This is a genomic window from Duganella callida, assembly GCF_004614165.1.
Lineage (GTDB): Bacteria > Pseudomonadota > Gammaproteobacteria > Burkholderiales > Burkholderiaceae_D > Rugamonas > Rugamonas callida.
Genome location: NZ_SPVG01000129.1, coordinates 23,119 through 41,893, shown reverse-complemented (window position 1 = coordinate 41,893; position 18,775 = coordinate 23,119). Strand labels below are relative to the sequence as shown.

13 protein-coding genes are annotated in these 18,775 nt (G+C 63.0%); 5 read left to right on the top strand and 8 right to left on the bottom strand.

Translation table 11 applies throughout. The features are described 5' to 3' along the window. Positions 1-159: 159 nt before the first annotated feature. The 6 genes from E4L98_RS12750 to E4L98_RS12725 all read right to left on the bottom strand — a co-directional run bounded on the left by E4L98_RS12750 (position 160) and on the right by E4L98_RS12725 (position 12,405). Entirely contained in the window at positions 160-1,623 is a 1,464-nt protein-coding gene (locus tag E4L98_RS12750) for a glutamate synthase subunit beta (RefSeq protein ID WP_135201930.1), read from the bottom strand. A gap of 30 nt (positions 1,624-1,653) precedes the next feature. Then, entirely contained in the window at positions 1,654-6,378 is a 4,725-nt protein-coding gene (locus E4L98_RS12745) for a glutamate synthase-related protein (protein WP_135201929.1), read from the bottom strand. A 223-nt stretch (positions 6,379-6,601) separates the two neighbouring features. Continuing rightward, positions 6,602-7,294: an REP-associated tyrosine transposase gene (locus E4L98_RS12740; protein ID WP_135201928.1), complete on the bottom strand. Its 693-nt coding sequence runs from the start codon at positions 7,292-7,294 to the stop codon at positions 6,602-6,604. Between the two features lie 105 nt (positions 7,295-7,399). Further along, a complete protein-coding gene (locus tag E4L98_RS12735) occupies positions 7,400-8,080 on the bottom strand; it encodes a response regulator transcription factor (protein WP_135201927.1) in 681 nt (226 codons plus the stop codon). Positions 8,081-8,130: 50 nt separating this feature from the next. Continuing rightward, on the bottom strand, positions 8,131-9,267 hold the full coding sequence (locus E4L98_RS12730; RefSeq protein ID WP_135201926.1) for a PAS domain-containing sensor histidine kinase: 1,137 nt from the start codon (positions 9,265-9,267) through the stop codon (positions 8,131-8,133). Between the two features lie 6 nt (positions 9,268-9,273). Next, a complete protein-coding gene (locus E4L98_RS12725; protein ID WP_135201925.1) occupies positions 9,274-12,405 on the bottom strand; it encodes a DEAD/DEAH box helicase in 3,132 nt (1,043 codons plus the stop codon). 207 nt (positions 12,406-12,612) lie between these two features. Between E4L98_RS12725 and E4L98_RS12720 the strand changes: the two genes are divergently transcribed. The 3 genes from E4L98_RS12720 (at position 12,613) to E4L98_RS12710 (ending at position 15,936) form a co-directional block, all read left to right on the top strand. Beyond that, positions 12,613-14,973, top strand: coding sequence for a Tex family protein (locus tag E4L98_RS12720; protein WP_135201924.1), 2,361 nt, complete (start codon positions 12,613-12,615; stop codon positions 14,971-14,973). Positions 14,974-15,038: 65 nt separating this feature from the next. Next, a complete protein-coding gene (gene grxD / locus E4L98_RS12715; protein ID WP_135201923.1) occupies positions 15,039-15,353 on the top strand; it encodes a Grx4 family monothiol glutaredoxin in 315 nt (104 codons plus the stop codon). Then, complete coding sequence (locus E4L98_RS12710) at positions 15,346-15,936, top strand: UbiX family flavin prenyltransferase (RefSeq protein WP_135201922.1); 591 nt, start codon at positions 15,346-15,348, stop codon at positions 15,934-15,936. Before grxD ends, E4L98_RS12710 begins: the two co-directional genes overlap by 8 nt. On the opposite strand, the gene E4L98_RS12705 is transcribed toward E4L98_RS12710, so the two are convergent. Both E4L98_RS12705 and E4L98_RS12700 read right to left on the bottom strand, forming a co-directional pair. After that, positions 15,933-16,115 carry a hypothetical protein gene (locus E4L98_RS12705; RefSeq protein WP_135201921.1) on the bottom strand — a complete coding sequence of 61 codons (183 nt, stop codon included), beginning with the start codon at positions 16,113-16,115 and terminating at the stop codon, positions 15,933-15,935. The genes E4L98_RS12710 and E4L98_RS12705 overlap by 4 nt on opposite strands. A gap of 218 nt (positions 16,116-16,333) precedes the next feature. Next, a complete protein-coding gene (locus tag E4L98_RS12700) occupies positions 16,334-16,741 on the bottom strand; it encodes a hypothetical protein (RefSeq protein ID WP_135201920.1) in 408 nt (135 codons plus the stop codon). 326 nt (positions 16,742-17,067) lie between these two features. On the opposite strand from E4L98_RS12700, the gene E4L98_RS12695 reads away from it, so the two are divergent. Next, on the top strand, positions 17,068-17,478 hold the full coding sequence (locus E4L98_RS12695; RefSeq protein ID WP_135201919.1) for a MerR family transcriptional regulator: 411 nt from the start codon (positions 17,068-17,070) through the stop codon (positions 17,476-17,478). A 103-nt stretch (positions 17,479-17,581) separates the two neighbouring features. Beyond that, entirely contained in the window at positions 17,582-18,766 is a 1,185-nt protein-coding gene (locus tag E4L98_RS12690; RefSeq protein ID WP_135201918.1) for an isovaleryl-CoA dehydrogenase, read from the top strand. Positions 18,767-18,775: the final 9 nt, after the last annotated feature.

Below are 18,775 nucleotides of genomic sequence, written 5' to 3'. Positions count from 1 at the left end.
ATACAACACTACTGAACCCCGAGTCAGCAATTTACACCGGGAACGAAATGTTACATTGTTGCATCGCAACATGCTCTGGAATAAAAAAAACCGGGGCAGGTGGGGATCGCCCATCTGCGCCCGGCGGAGTCAGGTTGGACCTGAATGCCGTGCCAGTAATTAGCGCGGCAGTTCGGAACTACCCATCAGGAACTCATCGACCGCGCGCGCGCACTGGCGGCCTTCGCGGATCGCCCAGACCACCAGCGACTGGCCGCGGCGCATGTCGCCGGCGGCAAAGACGTTGGGGACGGAAGTCTTGTAGCAGCCTTCGCCGTCGGTGCTGGCCTTGGCGTTGCCGCGTGCATCCTTGTCGACACCGAAGGCATCCAGGATGTTGGCCACCGGCGCGACGAAGCCCATGGCCAGGAATACCAGGTCGGCCTTCATTTCGAATTCCGAGTTCGGCACTTCGCTCATCTTGCCGTCCTTCCACTCGACGCGGCAGGCGACCAGCTTTTCGACCTTGCCGCCCTTGCCTTCCAGGCGCTTGGTGGCGACGGCCCAGTCGCGCTCGCAGCCTTCCTCGTGCGACGACGAGGTGCGCAGCTTGGTCGGCCAGTATGGCCAGACCAGCGGCTTGTTTTCCTGCTCGGGCGGCATCGGCATCAGTTCGAACTGGGTCACCGAGGCGGCACCCTGACGGTTGGAGGTGCCCACGCAGTCGGAACCGGTGTCGCCGCCGCCGATCACGATCACGTTCTTGCCGGCGGCCTTGATCTGGTCCTTCAGCTTGTCGCCGGCGTTGACCTTGTTTTGCTGCGGCAGGAAGTCCATGGCGAAGTGCACGCCCTTCAGCTCGCGGCCCGGCACCGGCAGATCGCGCGGGGCTTCCGCGCCTCCGGCCAGCACCACCGCGTCGAAGTCCTTCTGCAAGTCTTCGGGGAAGATGGTTTCCTTGGCCCAGTTGTTGACGTTGGCCGGGAAGTCCTTGCCGATCAAAACCGAGGTGCGGAACACCACGCCTTCCGCCTCCATCTGCTTGACGCGGCGGTCGATGTGCGACTTTTCCATCTTGAAGTCAGGGATGCCGTAACGCAGCAGGCCGCCGACGCGGTCGGCTTTCTCGAACACCGTCACGGCATGGCCGGCGCGTGCCAGCTGCTGGGCCGCGGCCAGGCCGGCGGGGCCGGAACCGACCACGGCGACCTTCTTGCCGGTCTGTTTGGCCGCCGGCTGCGGCACCACCCAGCCGTGTTCCCAGCCTTCATCGATGATCTTGTGTTCGATCGACTTGATGCCGACCGGATCTTCGCTGATGCCCAGGGTACAGGCGGCTTCGCACGGCGCCGGGCAGATGCGGCCGGTGAATTCCGGGAAGTTGTTGGTCGAGTGCAGGGTGTCCAGCGCCTCGCGATAGTTGCCGCGATACACCAGGTCGTTCCAGTCCGGGATGATGTTGTTGACCGGGCAGCCGTTGTTGCAGAACGGGATGCCGCAATCCATGCAGCGCGCGCCCTGGATCTTGGCTTGCTCGTTGGTCAGCGGAATGACGAATTCCGCATAGTTTTTCAGACGCGTCGCTGGCGGCAGATAGCTTTCTTCCTGACGCTGGAATTCCATGAAGCCGGTGATTTTACCCACAATAGTTCCTTTAATTCTGTACGGCGGCCATCAGGCAGCGATCGGTTGAGCGGATGCGGCTTCGTTCGCCACGTCTTCGGCCATTTCGGCCAGTGCGCGCTTGTACTCGCTCGGGAAGACTTTCACGAACTTGCCGCGCGCCTCGGCCCAGCTGTCCAGCAACAGGCGCGCACGGGTGCTGCCGGTGTGCTTGAAGTGGCGCTCGATCAGACGCTTGAGGATCACCTCGTCCGCCTCGCGGCCATGGTCCTTGTGCTGGATGTGCCAGGTGTCGCTCTGCGCCGCCTGCTCCTTGGCGGTCAGCACCGGCTCCAGCGTCACCATGGACGTATTGCAGCGCGATTCGAAATCGCCGTCCGGATCGTAGACGTAGGCGATGCCGCCCGACATGCCGGCCGCGAAGTTACGGCCGGTATGGCCCAGCACCACCACGGTGCCGCCGGTCATGTACTCGCAACCGTGGTCGCCGGTACCTTCGACGATGGCGGTGGCGCCCGAGTTGCGCACCGCGAAACGCTCGCCGGCGACGCCGTTGAAGAACGCTTCACCGGCAATCGCGCCGTACAGCACGGTGTTGCCGATGATGATGTTGTTCACCGCCCAGCCGCGGAACTCGGTGTTCGGACGCACGATGATGCGGCCGCCGGACAAGCCCTTGCCGACATAGTCGTTACCCTCGCCGACCAGGTCGATGGTGATGCCGTGCGCCAGGAAAGCGCAGGCCGACTGGCCGGCGGTGCCCTGCAGCTGGATGTGGATGGTATCGTCCGGCAGACCGGCGTGGCCGTAGCGCTTGGCCACCTCGCCCGACAGCATGGTGCCGACGGTGCGGTTCAGGTTCTTCACCGGCGAGATGAACGACACGCGCTCGCCTTTTTCCAGCGCCGCCTTGGCCTGTGCGATCAGCTTGTGATCGAGCGCCTTGTCCAGACCGTGATCCTGCTCCATGGTGTGATACACCGCGTCGCCGGCCGGCACCTCCGGCTGGTAGAAGATGTTGCTGAAGTCCAGACCCTGGGCTTTCCAGTGGGTGATCGCCTTCGACTTGTCCAGCAGGTCGACGCGGCCGATCAGCTCGTCGTAGGTGCGGATACCCAGCTGCGCCATGATCTGGCGCGCTTCCTCGGCGACGAAGAAGAAGTAATTGACCACATATTCAGGCTTGCCCGAGAACTTGGCACGCAGCACCGGATCTTGCGTCGCGACGCCGACCGGGCAGGTGTTCAGGTGGCACTTGCGCATCATGATGCAGCCTTCCACCACCAGCGGCGCGGTGGCGAAGCCGATCTCGTCGGCGCCCAGCAGGGCGGCGATCACCACGTCGCGGCCGGTACGCATCTGGCCGTCGGCCTGGACGCGGATGCGGCTGCGCAGGCCGTTCAGCACCAAGGTCTGCTGCGTTTCCGCCAGACCCAGTTCCCACGGCGTGCCGGCGTGCTTGACCGAGGACAGCGGCGAGGCGCCGGTGCCGCCGTCATGGCCGGCCACCACCACGTGGTCGGCCTTGGCCTTGGTGACGCCGGCGGCCACGGTGCCGATACCCACTTCCGACACCAGCTTGACCGAGATCGACGCGCGCGGATTGGCGTTCTTCAGATCGTGGATCAGCTGCGCCAGGTCTTCGATCGAATAGATATCGTGGTGCGGCGGCGGCGAGATCAGGCCCACGCCCGGCACCGAGAAGCGCAACGTGGCGATGTATTCCGACACCTTGTGGCCCGGCAGCTGGCCGCCTTCGCCCGGCTTGGCGCCCTGCGCCATCTTGATCTGGATCTGGTCGGCCGAGTTCAGGTAAGCCGCGGTCACGCCGAAACGGCCCGACGCCACCTGCTTGATGCGCGAACGCAGCGAGTCGCCCTCCTGCAGCGGGATATCGACCACCATCTGGTCCTTGCCCATGACGGAACCCATGGTCTCGCCCTGCTTGATCTTGATGCCCTTCAACTCCATGGTGTAGCGCGATGGATCCTCGCCGCCTTCGCCGGTGTTGGACTTGCCGCCGATGCGGTTCATGGCCACCGCCAGGGTCGCGTGCGCCTCGGTCGAGATCGAGCCCATCGACATCGCGCCGGTGGCGAAACGCTTGACGATTTCCTTGGCCGGTTCCACTTCATCCAGCGGAATCGCCTTGCTCGGATCGATCTTGAACTCGAACAGGCCGCGCAGGGTCAGGTGGCGCTTGCTCTGATCGTTGATGATCTGCGCGTACTCCTTATAGCTGGAGTAATTGTTGGCGCGGGTCGAATGCTGCAGCTTGGCGATCGCGTCCGGGGTCCACAGGTGGTCTTCGCCGCGGATACGGAAGGCATACTCGCCGCCCGCGTCCAGGTGGTTGGCCAGCACCGGATCGTTGCCGAAGGCCAGATTATGCAGGCGCAGGCCCTCTTCGGCCACTTCGAACAGGCCGATGCCCTCCACTTTCGACGAGGTGCCCTTGAAATACTTGTCCACCAGCGACTTGTTCAGGCCGACCGCCTCGAAGATCTGCGCGCCGCAGTACGACATATAGGTCGAGATACCCATCTTGGACATCACCTTCATCAGGCCCTTGCCGACCGCCTTGGTGAAGTTGTAGATGGCCTTTTCCGCCGACATGTCGCCCGGCATGCCCTGCGCCATTTCGGCCAGGGTTTCCATCGCCAGGTACGGGTGGATCGCTTCCGCGCCGTAGCCGGCCAGCAGCGCGAAATGGTGGGTTTCGCGGGCCGAGCCGGTTTCCACCACCAGGCCGGTCGAGGCGCGCAGGCCCTTGCTGACCAGATGCTGGTGGATGGTCGAGGTCGCCAGCAGGGCCGGGATCGCCACGCGGTCCGGGCCGATCGAACGGTCGGACACGATCAGGATGTTGTGGCCGGACTTGACCGCATCGACCGCTTCCGCGCACAGCGAGGCCAGGCAGGCTTCCACGCCTTCCTTGCCCCAGGCCAGCGGATAGCAGATACCCAGCTCGTACGACTTGAACTTGCCGCCGGTATGCAGGCTGATGTTGCGCAGACGCTCCATGTCGTCGAAGCCCAGCACCGGCTGCGACACTTCCAGGCGCATCGGCGGGTTGACGTTGTTGGTATCCAGCAGGTTCGGCTTCGGGCCGATGAACGACACCAGCGACATCACCATCGCCTCGCGGATCGGATCGATCGGCGGGTTGGTCACCTGGGCGAACAGCTGCTTGAAATAGTTGTACAGCGGCTTCAGCTTGTTGGACATGACGGCCAGCGGCGAGTCATTGCCCATCGAGCCGGTGGCTTCCTCGCCGGCGGCGGCCATTGGCGCCATCAGGAACTTCAGGTCTTCCTGGGTGTAGCCGAAGGCTTGCTGACGGTCCAGCAGCGAGGGCACGGCCTTCTCGCCCTGGGCCGGCTTGTCCTTGGCGCGGTTGTGCGCCAGCTGGCTTTCGCTCAGCTTGATTTCGTTCAGCTTGATGCGCACCGCGTTGATCCACGCCTTGTATGGCTTGGCGTTGGCGTAGGTGTCCTTCAGTTCCTTGTCATCGACGATGCGGCCGGCTTCCAGGTCGATCAGGAACATCTTGCCTGGCTGCAGACGCCACTTCTGGATGATTTTCGATTCCGGGATCGGCAGCACGCCCGATTCCGAGGCCATCACCACCAGATCGTCGTCGGTGACGATGTAGCGGGCCGGACGCAGACCGTTGCGGTCCAGCGTGCCGCCGATGTAGCGGCCGTCGGTGAAGGCCATGGCCGCCGGGCCGTCCCACGGTTCCATCATGGCGGCGTGATATTCGTAGAACGCGCGGCGATTGTCGTCCATCGTGCCGTGATTTTCCCAGGCTTCCGGGATCATCATCATCATCGCCTGGGCCAGCGGATAGCCTGCCATCAGCAGCAGTTCCAGCGCGTTGTCGAAGCAGGCGGTATCCGACTGACCTTCATAAATCAGCGGGAACAGCTTGCCGAGGTCTTCGCCCAGCACGGCCGACTTCATCACCCCTTCGCGCGCGCGCATCCAGTTGAAATTGCCCTTGACCGTGTTGATCTCGCCGTTGTGGGCGATCAGGCGGTAAGGGTGGGCCAGCGGCCACTCAGGGAAGGTGTTGGTCGAGAAACGCTGGTGCACCAGCGCCAGCGCCGAAATGCAGCGCGCATCCTGCAGGTCTTTATAGTAGACGCCGACCTGGTCGGCCAGCAGCAGACCCTTGTAGACGATGGTACGGGCCGACATCGAGGCCACGAAGAATTCTTTACCGTGGATCAGCTTCAGCGCCTGGATGGCGTGGCCGGACGACTTGCGGATCACATACAGCTTACGTTCCAGCGCATCGGTCACCATGATATCGGCGCCGCGGCCGATGAAGATCTGGCGGATCACCGGCTCCTTGGCGCGCACGGTCGGCGACATCGGCATCTCGCAATCGACCGGCACGTTACGCCAGCCCAGCACCACCTGGCCTTCGGCGCGCACGGCGCGCTCGATTTCCTGTTCACAGGCGATGCGCGAAGCGTTTTCCTTCGGCAAGAACACCATACCGACGCCGTATTCGCCTGGCGGCGGCAGTTCCACGCCCTGCTTGGCCATCTCATCGCGGTAATACTGGTCCGGGATCTGGATCAGGATACCGGCGCCGTCGCCCATCAGCGGGTCCGCGCCTACCGCGCCGCGGTGGTCCAGATTCTTCAAGATCAGCAGACCCTGTTCCACAATCGAGTGACTCTTGTTGCCCTTGATATGGGCGACGAAACCGACACCACAGGCGTCGTGTTCATTGGACGGATCGTAAAGACCTTGCGCTTTCATGGCGGTGAACTCCAGAACTTATTGGCTGAGAACCAAGGTTAGTGCAATGCAGCGTAAACTTCAACAATAACAATTAGGGTCGGAGTCGAATTAATTCCCCCAAAGTCGCTGATTTTTTTAAATAGGGACAGAGTCGTGCTCAGAGCCGACATTCGGACACGAACCCTGCCGTGAGGCCGTTACGGCTGAGCTCCTGTCCGAATGTCGGCTCTGACCCCGACTGTTAAGCTGGCTTGGTTTTGAAGGGGCGGCCGCGCTTGGCGGGCAAGACTTGACGTTTGACTTTGTGCTGCAAAGCGGTCTGGAATTGTTCGGAACCCAGTGGCCAGCCTTTCAGCAGCGCTTTGCTGATGACGGTGATTTCATCCTGGCTCAGCGGCTGGGCCAGGGCTACGTAGGCTGCCTCGCGCTGGAAAGGGGTGTTGCCAAGTTCCCAGAACTTGGCGTGGTCGATCACCAGGCCATCCGGCCGGATGCCGGCATGATGGCAGTAGCTGGACCAAGGGTAATCTTCCATCCTGCTCACCAATCCGGCCCGCACGGGGTTGGATTCGATGTAGCGGCTGCACAACATGAAGTATTCGTCAGCATCGATCAGGGAGGTTTTGTAGCGGCCGTTCCACAGGGTGCCGCTGCGGCTGTATTTCTGATTGAAATAGGGGACGTAGTAGCGCCCGATCAGCTGCATCATCTGCGCCAGGCCGTTGTCGTCAGACGGGGTGACCAGCAGATGCAGGTGATTCGGCATCAGCACGTAGGCATGCACCGCCACTTTGTAGGTTTTGGCGGCAGCGCGCAGCCAGCCGAGGAAGGATTGGTAGTCGTTGGCGTCCAGGAAGACGTCCTGGTTGTTGGCGCCGGTCTGGATGACATGGTGCGGCTGGTGGGGAACGATTAATCGGGGCAAGCGTGCCATACAATAACAAAGGGTAGATCGGAGAAGCACCGATTCTACCCCTCGCCGCATGACTATGTCCCTAATTAATTTCGGGAAATAAAAATTGCGCCTGACTCTGTCCCTTCAAGACAGGTTGAAGCTGGCGGACAGGCTGTAGCCCTCGCCATAAGCGCTGCGCAGCGGCAGATCCTGGCCCAGGCCGGTGCGCGCCTTTTTGCGCAGGCGGTAGACCAGCATGTCCACGCGGCGTCCGGCGTCCGGATCGTCGCCGCCGATGCCGGCCACGATCACCTGGCGCGGCACCGGCCGGGTGTTGATCGTCAGCAGATGCAGAAAGTTGCATTCCTTTTCGGTCAGCGTGATGGCCATGCCCTGCAACTCCAGCTGGCGCGCGCTGACGCGCAAGGTCCACTTGCTCGGCGCCGGGATCGTTTCCTGCGGACCGACGCGGCGGTCCAGCGCCTCGATGTGCGCCGCCAGTTCCGGAAATTTGATAGGCTTGGTCAGGTAGTGATCCGCCCCCAGGCGCAAGCCAAGGATGCGGTTGTCGAACGCGACGCGGCCAGTGAGTACCAATAGTCCAATCTGCGGGTACAGCTGGCGCATGCGCGGGATGACATTGAAGCCATCCTCGTCCGGCAGGCCCAGGTCCAGTACGACCACGCCGACGTTGCCTTGGCTCAGGGCCGACCACATGTCGCTGGCGTTGTTGGTGATATGCACCTCGTGCTCAAGCTCAGTCAGGAACTCGGCCATTTCCTCGGCGTAGTCCAGATTGTCTTCCACGATGAGTATTTGCGTCATTGATGCGCCATTCCATCGGTTAGTGCGCAAGCGTGCTCAGGCCCGCCCTGCTATGAGCTTGCGTCCGAGGAATTATCACTGCTGCCATCCTCTCGCGCAAGGTTTTTACCGGCATTGGCCGCCACCGGCAGCCAAATCCGAAATTCCGTGCCGCTTTCAGAAACATTTCGAGCAGTAACCGTTCCGCCGTGCACGTCCACAATCGAACGCGCCATATATAAGCCCAGGCCCGAACCGGGCACGCCAGCCGCATTACTGCCCCGGTAGGCCTTGTCGAAGATGTGCGGCAATTCCGCCTCCGCGATCCCGGCGCCGTGATCGCGCACCAACAACTCGACGCCACCTTCCGTTGCAATTCTTCCTATCAATTCTATCGGAATATTATCTTGTGTGTACTTTATTGCATTGTCGAGCAAAATTTCAAGGCATAAACGCATGCCGGCCGGATCGCAGCGCAGCCATTGCGGCAAGCCCTGGGTGTGGGCGGTGACGGATTTGCGCCGCCGCTGCGCCTGCTCGGCGGCGCTCTGCAGCAGGTGGGCGGGGTTGATTTCGTTGGGCTGGCGCTCGCGGCCGATGCTGGCCATGCGCTCCGGCGACAGGTACTCGTCCAGCATGGCCAGCATGCGGTCGACCGCGGTCTGGATCTTGCGGTAGCGCTTGCGCGTGCCTTCGTCGTGGTGGGCGCCGGTCATTTCCAGCCGCTGCACGGCGCCGTCGATGGTCGACAGCGGGGTGCGGAATTCGTGCGACAGCATGGACGCGAACTTTTTCTGCTGCGCCGCCAGCTCGCGCCGGGCGCTCAGGTCGCGCACGAAGCCGAGCACCGTGACCGGCACGCCGCCGGCGTCGAGGATCAGGGTGGATTCGATTTCGACCGGCACCATGCGGCCGTCGCTGTGCGGCAGCTCGGTCTCGCGCAGCAGGCGCCGTCGGCTGAGGTCGCCCTCGGCATAGCGCGCCAGCCGCGTCGGCAAGTCCCTGAGCAGGCCGGACGCCAGGCTTTGCGCGGTGTCCAGTGTGTAGCCGAACTGGCGTTCGGCCGCCGGACTCAGCCAGGTCAGCCGGCCGCTGACCACGTCGGCCATCCAGCTGATCTCGCTGCTGTGTTCCAGCAGCAGCCGGTAGCGGGCCTCGTTGGCATGGGATTGTTGCAGTGCTGCCTGGAGTTCCGCCACTGTCTGCATGCCGTTCTACTCCACCAAGGGTGCGAAGATTTGCTGCAGGTCTTCCTGGGTGAGCGCCATTTTCTGCGACTCGCCTTCCGCCAGGATGGACTGCGCCAGATCGGACTTTTTCTGCTGCAAGATCTGAATCTTTTCTTCCAGCGTGCCCTTGGCAATCAGTTTATACACAAACACGGGCTTGTCCTGGCCGATACGCCAGGCGCGGTCGGTGGCCTGGTTTTCCGCCGCCGGATTCCACCACGGATCATAGTGGATCACGGTGTCGGCGGCGGTCAGGTTGAGGCCGACGCCGCCCGCCTTCAGCGATATCAGGAAGATAGGCACGGCGCCCTGCTGGAACGCCGCCACCTGCGCGCTGCGGTCCTTGGTGTCGCCGGTCAGCAGCGCGTACGGGATGTCGCGCGACTCCAGTTCTTCCTCGATCAACTCCAGCATGCTGGTGAATTGCGAGAACACCAGGATCTTGCGTTTTTCTTCCAGCAAGTCCTCGATCATCTGCATCAGGTCGGTCAGCTTGGCCGAGCCGGCGGCCTGCTGCTTCTTGGTGCCGGACTTCACCAGCCGCGGATCGCAGCAGACCTGGCGCAGCTTGAGCAACGCTTCCAGGATCACGATCTGGCTGCGCGCCACGCCCTTGCGGTCGATCTCCTCGCGCACTTTCTGGTCCATGGCCAGGCGCACGGTTTCGTACAGGTCGCGCTGCGGGCCGGTCAGCTCGACCTTGCGCACCATCTCGGTCTTCGGCGGCAGCTCCTTGGCCACGCTGTCCTTGGTCCGGCGCAGCAGGAAAGGCTTGATGCGGCGGTTCAGCAGCGCGCGGCGCAGCGGGTCGTCCTGGCGCTCGATCGGATGACGGAACACGGTGTTGAAGTTCTTCTCGTCGCCCAGCAGGCCGGGCAGCAGGAAGTGGAATTGCGACCACAGCTCGCCCAGGTGGTTTTCCAGCGGCGTGCCGGACAGGCACAGCCGATGACGGGCGCGCAGCAGGCTGGCGCTCTGCGCCGCCTTGGAGCGGGTGTTCTTGATGTAGTGCGATTCGTCCAGGATCACCAGGTGGAAATCGTGCTCGCGCAGTTTTTCCTCGTCGCGCGGCAGCAGGGCGTAGGTGGTCAGCACCAGGTCGGCCTCGTCGATCTGGTCGAACTGCGCCATGCGGTCCTTGCCCTGCAGCAGCAGCACCTTCAGACCCGGCGCGAAGTGCGCGGCTTCCTCCTGCCAGTTGCCCATCAGGCTGGTCGGCGCGATCACCAGCGCCGGCGCGGTCAGGCGGCCGGCTTCCTTCTCGACCAGGATGTGCGCCAGGGTCTGCACCGTCTTGCCCAGGCCCATGTCGTCGGCCAGGATGCCGGCAAAGCCGTATTCGCGCAGGAACTGCATCCACGACAGGCCGTCGGTCTGATAATCGCGCAGTGTCGCCTGCAGGCCGGCCGGGGTGGCGACACGCTTGACCGAGCCGAACTGGTTCAGACGGGCGCCCATCTCGCGCAATTCTTCGCCGCCAGTCCATTCCATGTCCACGTTGCGGGCCAGCTCGTCCAGACGCGCGGCATCCAGGGTGGCCATGTGCAGCGAGTTCCTGATCTTGTCGCTGAAGTACAGCTCGCCCAGCGTGGCCAGGATGGGACGCACGCGGCCCCAGGGCAGGGTGACGCGGGTGCCGTCCGGCAGGTTGGCCAGCATCTGGTCTTCCTCGCCGTGGTGGGCGATGACTTTCGGATTGAAATCGTTGGGTGCGTTGCGGATCAGTTGCACCAGCACCGGCAGCAGCGGCACGCGCTGCTGATTGACCACGATGCCCAGCTCCAGGTCGAACCAGGCGCGGCCGCCATCGGCCTCGTCTTCCACCACCTCGGCGTACCAGTCGCCGACGTCCACCGTGTCGTAGCGGTATTTGACGGTTTTTTCGATTTTCCAGCCGGCTTCCTTCAGCGCCGGAATGCCGTCGCGGGCAAAGCGTATCCACTCTGCCTGGCTCGGCAGCAGCAGGCCGCCCTTGACGCTGCTCAGCGGCAGCGTGGTGGGCGCCGCGAAATGGCGTTCGCTCAGCAGCGTCAGCGCGTCCGCCTCGGCGCTCTCGTTGCGCTGGATGATTTCGGTGACGTCGCCCTTCTGGCGCACCACGCGTTGCGACGGGTCGAACGAGACGCGCTCGCCGTCGTAATCGAAGGACAGCACGGCAAAGTCGTTCCAGCGCTGCAACGAACCGTCGGCCAGCATGGCGGCATCCAGCGTCAGCACCGGACGCGGCTTGACGTCGTCGCGCACCCGCTGCGGCAGCGCCTGCGGCAGCGGCATCAGCCCCTGCAAACCGTGCGCCAGCAGCAGCTGCGACACACGCAGCTTGTCGTTATTGGTCAGCAGCGGCGCCTGCGCCACCAGCGCCTGCAAATCGGCCAGCGGAATCTCGGTGCCGCCCTGGTTCAGTTGCAGCACGCCGCAGGACAGGTTGTCGATGTACCACGGCGGATCGGTCGGCAGCATGTAGTCGACCTGGTCGGGCCCGGCGTGCTTGGCGCCCGGCACCGGTTGCACCTGCCAGCCCAGCCGCAGACCCTTGCCTTCCTCGCGCCAGGCCAGGTTGGCCTCGCGCAGCACGCCGCCTTTCAGCGGATACACCAGGCCGTTGCCGACGTCGGACCAGGAATTTGCCCACAACAACTTATCTTGCTCTGCCAACATTTGCAGCAGGGCCGCGCCGATCTTGCCGCGCGGCTCGGTGGCCGAGCCGGTCTGGGAATTCTGGCCGCTGCGCATGGCCACGAAGAAGCGGATCAGGTCTTCATCGCCGGGCGCCAGGAAGGTTGGCGGGGTCGACAGCAGCGAGAACACTTCGCTGACCGGGGTGGCCGCGGCCACGTCGCCGTTCGGCCGCAAGCGTGCCTTGTACAGGCACAGCGCCACGTGGCGGCCGCCGCTGGTGGGCGCCAGCACGTAAATCAGCTTGTACTGCGTCTGCTGCTTGGGATCGCCTTCTGCCGGCGGTGGCGTCAGCCTGGCTTTGGGGTGCGCTGCCGCATCCACGCGCTGCAGCCAGGTGGCCACGGCGTACGACAATTGATTCGCGGGCGGCGCAGGGCGTGCAGGAGCCGGTGCTGGAGCAGCGGGGGCGGCAGGGGCGTCGTCGCGGGTAAAATCCATGGGTCGCATGTATTGTTCAAAGATGGTTCAAAAACGGCAACAGGCAATATTATCCGCCATCACGGCCTTCGTGTTGACGGATTCTTTAATAAACCCCTCTTCCGGAGGTGGGCTGGCCCACGTTCACAGTCCAATTCAGCTGTCAAGACTGGCAACTTCGTACCGATGTCGTATTATTCCGGGCTTGTCTGTCTAGGAATCACCACCATGTTGCCTTCCATCGAACAACGTCTCGCCCTGGAACTGTCCGCCAAGCCGGTCCAGGTTGCCGCCGCCATCACCCTGCTGGACGAGGGCGCCACCGTGCCCTTCATCGCGCGTTACCGCAAGGAAGTCACTGGCGGGCTGGATGACACCCAGCTGCGCCTGCTCGAGGAACGCCTGCGCTACCTGCGCGAGCTGGAAGAGCGCCGCGCCAGCATCGTGGCCTCGATCACCGAGCAGAACAAGATGACACCAGAGCTGTTAGATGCTGTCATGCATGCAGAAGACAAGACCCGTCTGGAAGACTTATATCTTCCGTACAAACAAAAACGCCGCACCAAGGCCCAGATCGCCATCGAAGCCGGCCTCGCGCCGCTGGCCGACGGCCTGCTGGCCAATCCGGAACTGCACCCGGAAACCGAAGCCGCCAACTACCTGCGCGAAGCATTTACCACCGCCGACGGCAACAATCCGGGCGTGGCCGACACCAAGGCCGCGCTCGACGGCGCGCGCCAGATCCTGATGGAACGCTTCGCCGAAGATGCGACCCTGCTGCAATCCTTGCGCGAATATGTGCAGGATCATGGCATTGTTGAATCGAAAGTTATTGAAGGTAAGCAAGAAGAGGGCGAAAAATTCGCCGATTATTTCGATTATTCCGAATCGTTGGCCAGCGTGCCGTCGCACCGCGCCCTGGCGCTGATGCGCGGCCGCCGCGAAGGCGTACTGGACGTCACTCTGCGCCTCGATACCGAAGCCGAGAAACCGAAGTGGGACGCGCCGCACAATCCGTGCGAAAGCCGCATCGCCGCCCGCTTCGGCATCAAGAATGCCGGCCGCCCGGCCGACAAATGGCTGTCCGACACCGCGCGCTGGACCTGGCGCGTGAAAAGCTTCATGCACCTCGAAACGGAGCTGATGGGTGCCCTGCGCGAAAAGTCCGAGCTGGACGCCATCAACGTCTTTGCCACCAACCTGAAAGCCCTGCTGCTGGCGGCGCCGGCCGGCCAGCGCGCCACCATGGGCCTGGACCCCGGCCTGCGCACCGGCGTCAAGGTGGCGGTGGTGGACGCCACCGGCAAGGTGATGGACACCGCCGTGATCTATCCGCACCAGCCGAAAAACGACTGGGAAGGGTCGCTGCACACCCTGGGCAAGCTGGCCGCCAAGCACAACGTCTCGCTGATCTCGATCGGCAACGGCACCGCTTCGCGCGAAACCGACAAGCTGGCGCAGGATCTGCTGAAGCGCTTCCCTGAGCAAAAAATGAGCAAGATCGTGGTCTCCGAGGCGGGCGCGTCGGTGTACTCGGCGTCCGAATATGCCTCCAAGGAATTGCCGGACATGGACGTGTCGCTGCGCGGCGCCGTGTCGATCGCGCGCCGCCTGCAGGACCCGCTGGCCGAGCTGGTCAAGATCGATCCGAAATCGATCGGCGTCGGCCAGTACCAGCACGACGTCTCGCAGACCCAGCTGGCGCGCACGCTGGACGCCGTGGTCGAGGATTGCGTCAACGCCGTGGGCGTGGATGTGAACACCGCCTCGGCGCCGTTGCTGGCGCGGGTGTCCGGCCTGTCGTCGTCGGTGGCCCAGGCCATCGTCACCTACCGCGATGCGAAGGGAGCGTTCACTTCGCGCGCAGCCCTGAAATCCGTGCCGCGCCTGGGCGACAAGACCTTCGAACAAGCGGCCGGGTTCCTGCGCGTGATGGGCGGCGACAACCCGCTGGACGCGTCGGCGGTGCACCCGGAATCGTATCCGGTGGTGGAAAAAATCCTGGCCGACATCCAGAAGGACATCAAGGGCGTGATCGGCGACAGCGCCCTGATCAAGCGTCTGCAACCGGCCAAGTACGCCGACGACAAGTTCGGCGTGCCGACCGTGACCGACATCCTGAAGGAACTGGAAAAGCCGGGCCGCGACCCGCGTCCGGAATTCACCACCGCCACCTTCAAGGAAGGCGTGGAGGAAATCAAGGACCTGCGCCCGGACATGATCCTGGAAGGCGTGGTGACCAACGTCGCCGCGTTCGGCGCGTTTGTCGACATCGGCGTGCACCAGGACGGCCTGGTGCACATCTCGGCCCTGTCCAACAGCTTCGTCAAGGATCCGCACACGGTGGTGAAGGCCGGCCAGGTGGTCAAGGTGAAGGTGCTGGAGGTGGACGAAAAGCGCAAGCGCATCGCCCTGACCATGCGCCTGAGCGACAGCGCGCCGCAGCCGGGTTCGCAACCGCAGCAGCGCGGCGACCGCAACGACCGCCGCGCCATGGGCCAGCAGCACAAGGACCAGCAGCGCCAGCAAACCCGTGAACCGGCCATGGCCGGCAGCATGGCGGCGGCCTTCGCCAAGCTGCGGGGGTAGAATACGGACGCCGGCGTTTTCTTATAAAATGCCGGTATTCCACATCTTTTACCCTAGAGGCAGCTATGAGCGACGTACAAACCTGGATCAAAGAAACCGTGAACAGCACCCCGGTCGTGCTTTTCATGAAGGGCACTGCGCAGTTCCCGCAATGCGGTTTTTCCGGCCGCGCCATCCAGATCCTGAAAGCTTGTGGCGTTGAAAACATTGCCACCGTCAACGTGCTGGAAGATCCGGAAGTGCGCCAGGGCATCAAGGACTATTCGAACTGGCCGACCATTCCGCAACTGTACGTGAAGGGCGAGTTCATCGGCGGCTCCGACATCATGGGCGAAATGTTCGAATCGGGCGAGCTGAAAACCCTGCTGCAGAATGTCTGATCGTTTGCGGCGGATTGTCATAGCCATCACGGGCGCCACCGGCGCCGTGTATGGTGTGCGTCTGCTGCAACACTTGCAACACACGCCCGGCGTCGAAACCCATCTGGTGATTTCGGACGCCGCGGTCCTGACCCTGCACCAGGAAACCGGCTTGCAGCGGCGCGAAGTGGAATCCCTGTCCCACGTGGTGCACAAGGTGCGCGACATCGGCGCGTCGATTGCCAGCGGCTCGTTCCAGACCGACGGCATGATCGTCGCGCCCTGCTCGATGAAAACCCTGGCCTCGGTGGCGCACGGCCTGTCGGATAACCTGATCGCGCGCGCGGCCGACGTGGTGCTCAAGGAGCGCCGCCGGCTGGTGCTGATGGTGCGGGAAACGCCGTTCAACCTCGCGCACTTGCGCAACATGACGGCGGTGACGGAAATGGGCGGCATCGTCTTCCCCCCGCTTCCCAGCTTTTATCACAATCCGCAGACGATCGCGGAGATGGTCGATCACACGGTGGCCCGCGTCATCGACTTGTTCGGCATCGAGCACGCGCTGGCGCCGCGCTGGGCCGGCATGGGACCAGCCAACCGCTAGCGCTTGTCGTAATACGTGCTGCTGGCGCGTTTCAGTTCGCGCGCTTCTTCCACCATCCGCCGCTGGGCAATGCGCTTGCGCATCACTTCCGCGTGCTGGGCGGCCGTCATCGGCGGCGCGGTCATCAGGTCTTTCAGTTGGGCGACATTGCTGTAGTTGCTTTTAATCAGACGGCTCAAAGGCATGCTCCCAAAGTAGGTTACAACGACACTACTGCGGCCCTATTGTGCCTGAAATCCGTGTCGACACCATGACAATTCGCAACGCGGCGGCAAATAAAAAAAGGCATTCCTGCAGGAATGCCTCTCCGAACAAAAGCTGGCGCCGAGTAAAACTAATTTAAGTCAGGCATTAGGCCCAGCTTAGCGGCCCCTTGCCTTGTGCCGCGTCAAATTTATTACTTTTGGTAGTTAACCCGCACCAGCATGCGAATAAATTCGCGCGCAATCTGGCGGTGATGCTCGTCCAGGCGTTGTAAATCCGCGATCAATTTGACATCGGCCGACTCGAAGCGCGACAGATTGCCGGCGTTTTCGCTGTTCGGTGCACCGGCTTCCGGGCCGCCAAAGCGCAACCATTCGGCCGGCACGCCCAGCCATTGAGCGATCATGCGCAGCTTCTCCTGGGTCGGAATCGCCTCTCCTACCAGCCATTTGCGGGCTGCGTGGACAGTGATCGGCCGGCCGTCGAAACGGATGTTGAATTCTCGCGCCAGCCGGGTCGGGCTGTCGGGCGAGTAGTGGGCATTCTTGAGTGCCTGTTGCAGGCGCTGGCTAAAGCTTTCGCGTTCATTAGAAGAATTCATAGTTGCACTATTTCACGTTATGTCATGAAAGTCAGTCTCTGCGTGTGGAGGCGCGAGGGCGACCTTTTCGGATTTTTATCAACGACTCATCCTCTGTCAGAGTTCGCGTCTGTGGCAAAGGCAACAGAATTTTATTCGGTTTTCGGGCGCTTGTGCAGATGTGAAATAAACTTATATGGCCAATACCTGTTTCGCCAGCGGATGTATCATGCCGCCGCCTTTCGCCGTCACGTCGCACGATACCATTGAGCATGCCCACCAGTCACCTGCCGTCGTCCCGCCGTTTCGCGCTACAATGGGATTGACGTTGACGTAAACGGAACCCTATGCCTACCTACACCATCACCGAACTGGCGCGCGAGTTCGACATTACCGCCCGCGCCATCCGTTTTTATGAAGACCAGGGACTGCTGAGTCCGTCGCGCGAAGGCGCCGGCGGCCGCAACCGCGTCTACACCCCGCGCGACCGCACGCGGCTGAAACTGACCCTGCGCGGCAAGCGCCTGGGCCTGTCGCTGGCCGAGATCAAAAGCCTGGTCGACATGTACGAAACGCCCAAGGACTCGGTGGCGCAGATGCACCGCTTCCTGAGCGTGCTGTCGCAGCACCGCGAAACGCTGGAACAGCAGCGCGAAGACATCGAAATGTCGCTGGCCGAAATCCAGGCCCACGAAGACGAATGCAAACGCCTGCTGGCCAGCCACGAATCCGGGGTCAGTTCTGCCATTGGTACATGAGGCCGTGTGCGATTGGCAGAACTGACCCCGGATTGACGTTTACGTTAACGTAACAGCGGCGTATTATACCCGCTCCACACCCCACCAGAAGAATGAGGATGACATGCTCCATCTCCCAGGCCTGACCTTTGACCACGGCGAGGACATCGCCGCGCTGCGCGAGGCCGTGCAGCAGTTCGCCGCCGCCGAGATCGCTCCGCGCGCGGCCGAGATCGACCGCAGCGACCAGTTCCCCATGGACCTGTGGCGCAAGCTGGGCGAGCTGGGCGTGCTCGGCATCACCGCGCCCGAGGAATACGGCGGCGCCAACATGGGCTACCTGGCGCACATCGTGGCGATGGAGGAAATCTCGCGCGCCTCGGCCTCGGTCGGCCTGTCGTACGGCGCGCATTCGAACCTGTGCGTCAACCAGATCAAGCGCAACGGCAATGAAGAACAAAAGCGCAAATACCTGCCCAAGCTGATCTCCGGCGAGCACATCGGCGCGCTGGCGATGTCCGAGCCGAACGCCGGCTCCGACGTGGTCAGCATGAAGCTGCGCGCCGACCTGAAGGGCGACCGCTACGTCCTCAACGGCACCAAGATGTGGATCACCAACGGCCCCGACGCCGACACGCTGGTGGTCTACGCCAAGACCGATCTGGACGCCGGCCCGCGCGGCATGACCGCCTTCCTGATCGAGAAGGGTTTCAAGGGCTTTTCCATCGCGCAGAAGCTGGACAAGCTGGGCATGCGCGGCTCCCACACCGGCGAGCTGGTGTTCGACAACTGCGAAGTGCCGGTCGAGAACGTGCTGGGCGGCGTCGGCAAGGGCGTCAACGTGCTGATGTCGGGCCTGGATTTCGAACGCACCGTGCTGTCCGGCGGTCCGCTGGGCATCATGCAGGCCTGCATGGATGTGGTGGTGCCTTACATCCATGACCGCAAGCAGTTCGGCCAGGCCATCGGCGAGTTCCAGCTGATGCAGGGCAAAATCGCCGACATGTATTCGACCATGATGGCGAGCAAAGCCTACGTCTACGCTGTCGGCCAGGCTTGCGACCGCGCGACGTCGCCGGAACAGGTGCGCCAGCTGCGCAAGGACGCCGCCGGCGCCATCCTGTACAGCGCCGAGAAAGCGACCTGGATGGCCGGCGAGGCGATCCAGACCCTGGGCGGCAACGGCTACATCAACGAGTATCCGGTCGGCCGCCTGTGGCGCGACGCCAAGCTGTACGAAATCGGCGCCGGCACCAGCGAGATCCGCCGCATGCTGATCGGCCGCGAACTGTTCGCGGAAACCATGTAAGCCTGGCCG

What these genes read in the sequence shown, in the direction of transcription:
- E4L98_RS12730 (WP_135201926.1), bottom strand. Translation starts at nt 9,267, where the DNA reads ATGCAGACAGTGGCGGAACTCCAGGCAGCACTGCAACAATCCCATGCC.
- E4L98_RS12695 (WP_135201919.1), top strand. Translation starts at nt 17,068, where the DNA reads ATGCCTACCTACACCATCACCGAACTGGCGCGCGAGTTCGACATTACC.
- grxD (WP_135201923.1), top strand. Translation starts at nt 15,039, where the DNA reads ATGAGCGACGTACAAACCTGGATCAAAGAAACCGTGAACAGCACCCCG.
- E4L98_RS12690 (WP_135201918.1), top strand. Translation starts at nt 17,582, where the DNA reads ATGCTCCATCTCCCAGGCCTGACCTTTGACCACGGCGAGGACATCGCC.
- E4L98_RS12720 (WP_135201924.1), top strand. Translation starts at nt 12,613, where the DNA reads ATGTTGCCTTCCATCGAACAACGTCTCGCCCTGGAACTGTCCGCCAAG.
- E4L98_RS12740 (WP_135201928.1), bottom strand. Translation starts at nt 7,294, where the DNA reads ATGGCACGCTTGCCCCGATTAATCGTTCCCCACCAGCCGCACCATGTC.
- E4L98_RS12725 (WP_135201925.1), bottom strand. Translation starts at nt 12,405, where the DNA reads ATGGATTTTACCCGCGACGACGCCCCTGCCGCCCCCGCTGCTCCAGCA.
- E4L98_RS12735 (WP_135201927.1), bottom strand. Translation starts at nt 8,080, where the DNA reads ATGACGCAAATACTCATCGTGGAAGACAATCTGGACTACGCCGAGGAA.
- E4L98_RS12745 (WP_135201929.1), bottom strand. Translation starts at nt 6,378, where the DNA reads ATGAAAGCGCAAGGTCTTTACGATCCGTCCAATGAACACGACGCCTGT.
- E4L98_RS12700 (WP_135201920.1), bottom strand. Translation starts at nt 16,741, where the DNA reads ATGAATTCTTCTAATGAACGCGAAAGCTTTAGCCAGCGCCTGCAACAG.
- E4L98_RS12710 (WP_135201922.1), top strand. Translation starts at nt 15,346, where the DNA reads ATGTCTGATCGTTTGCGGCGGATTGTCATAGCCATCACGGGCGCCACC.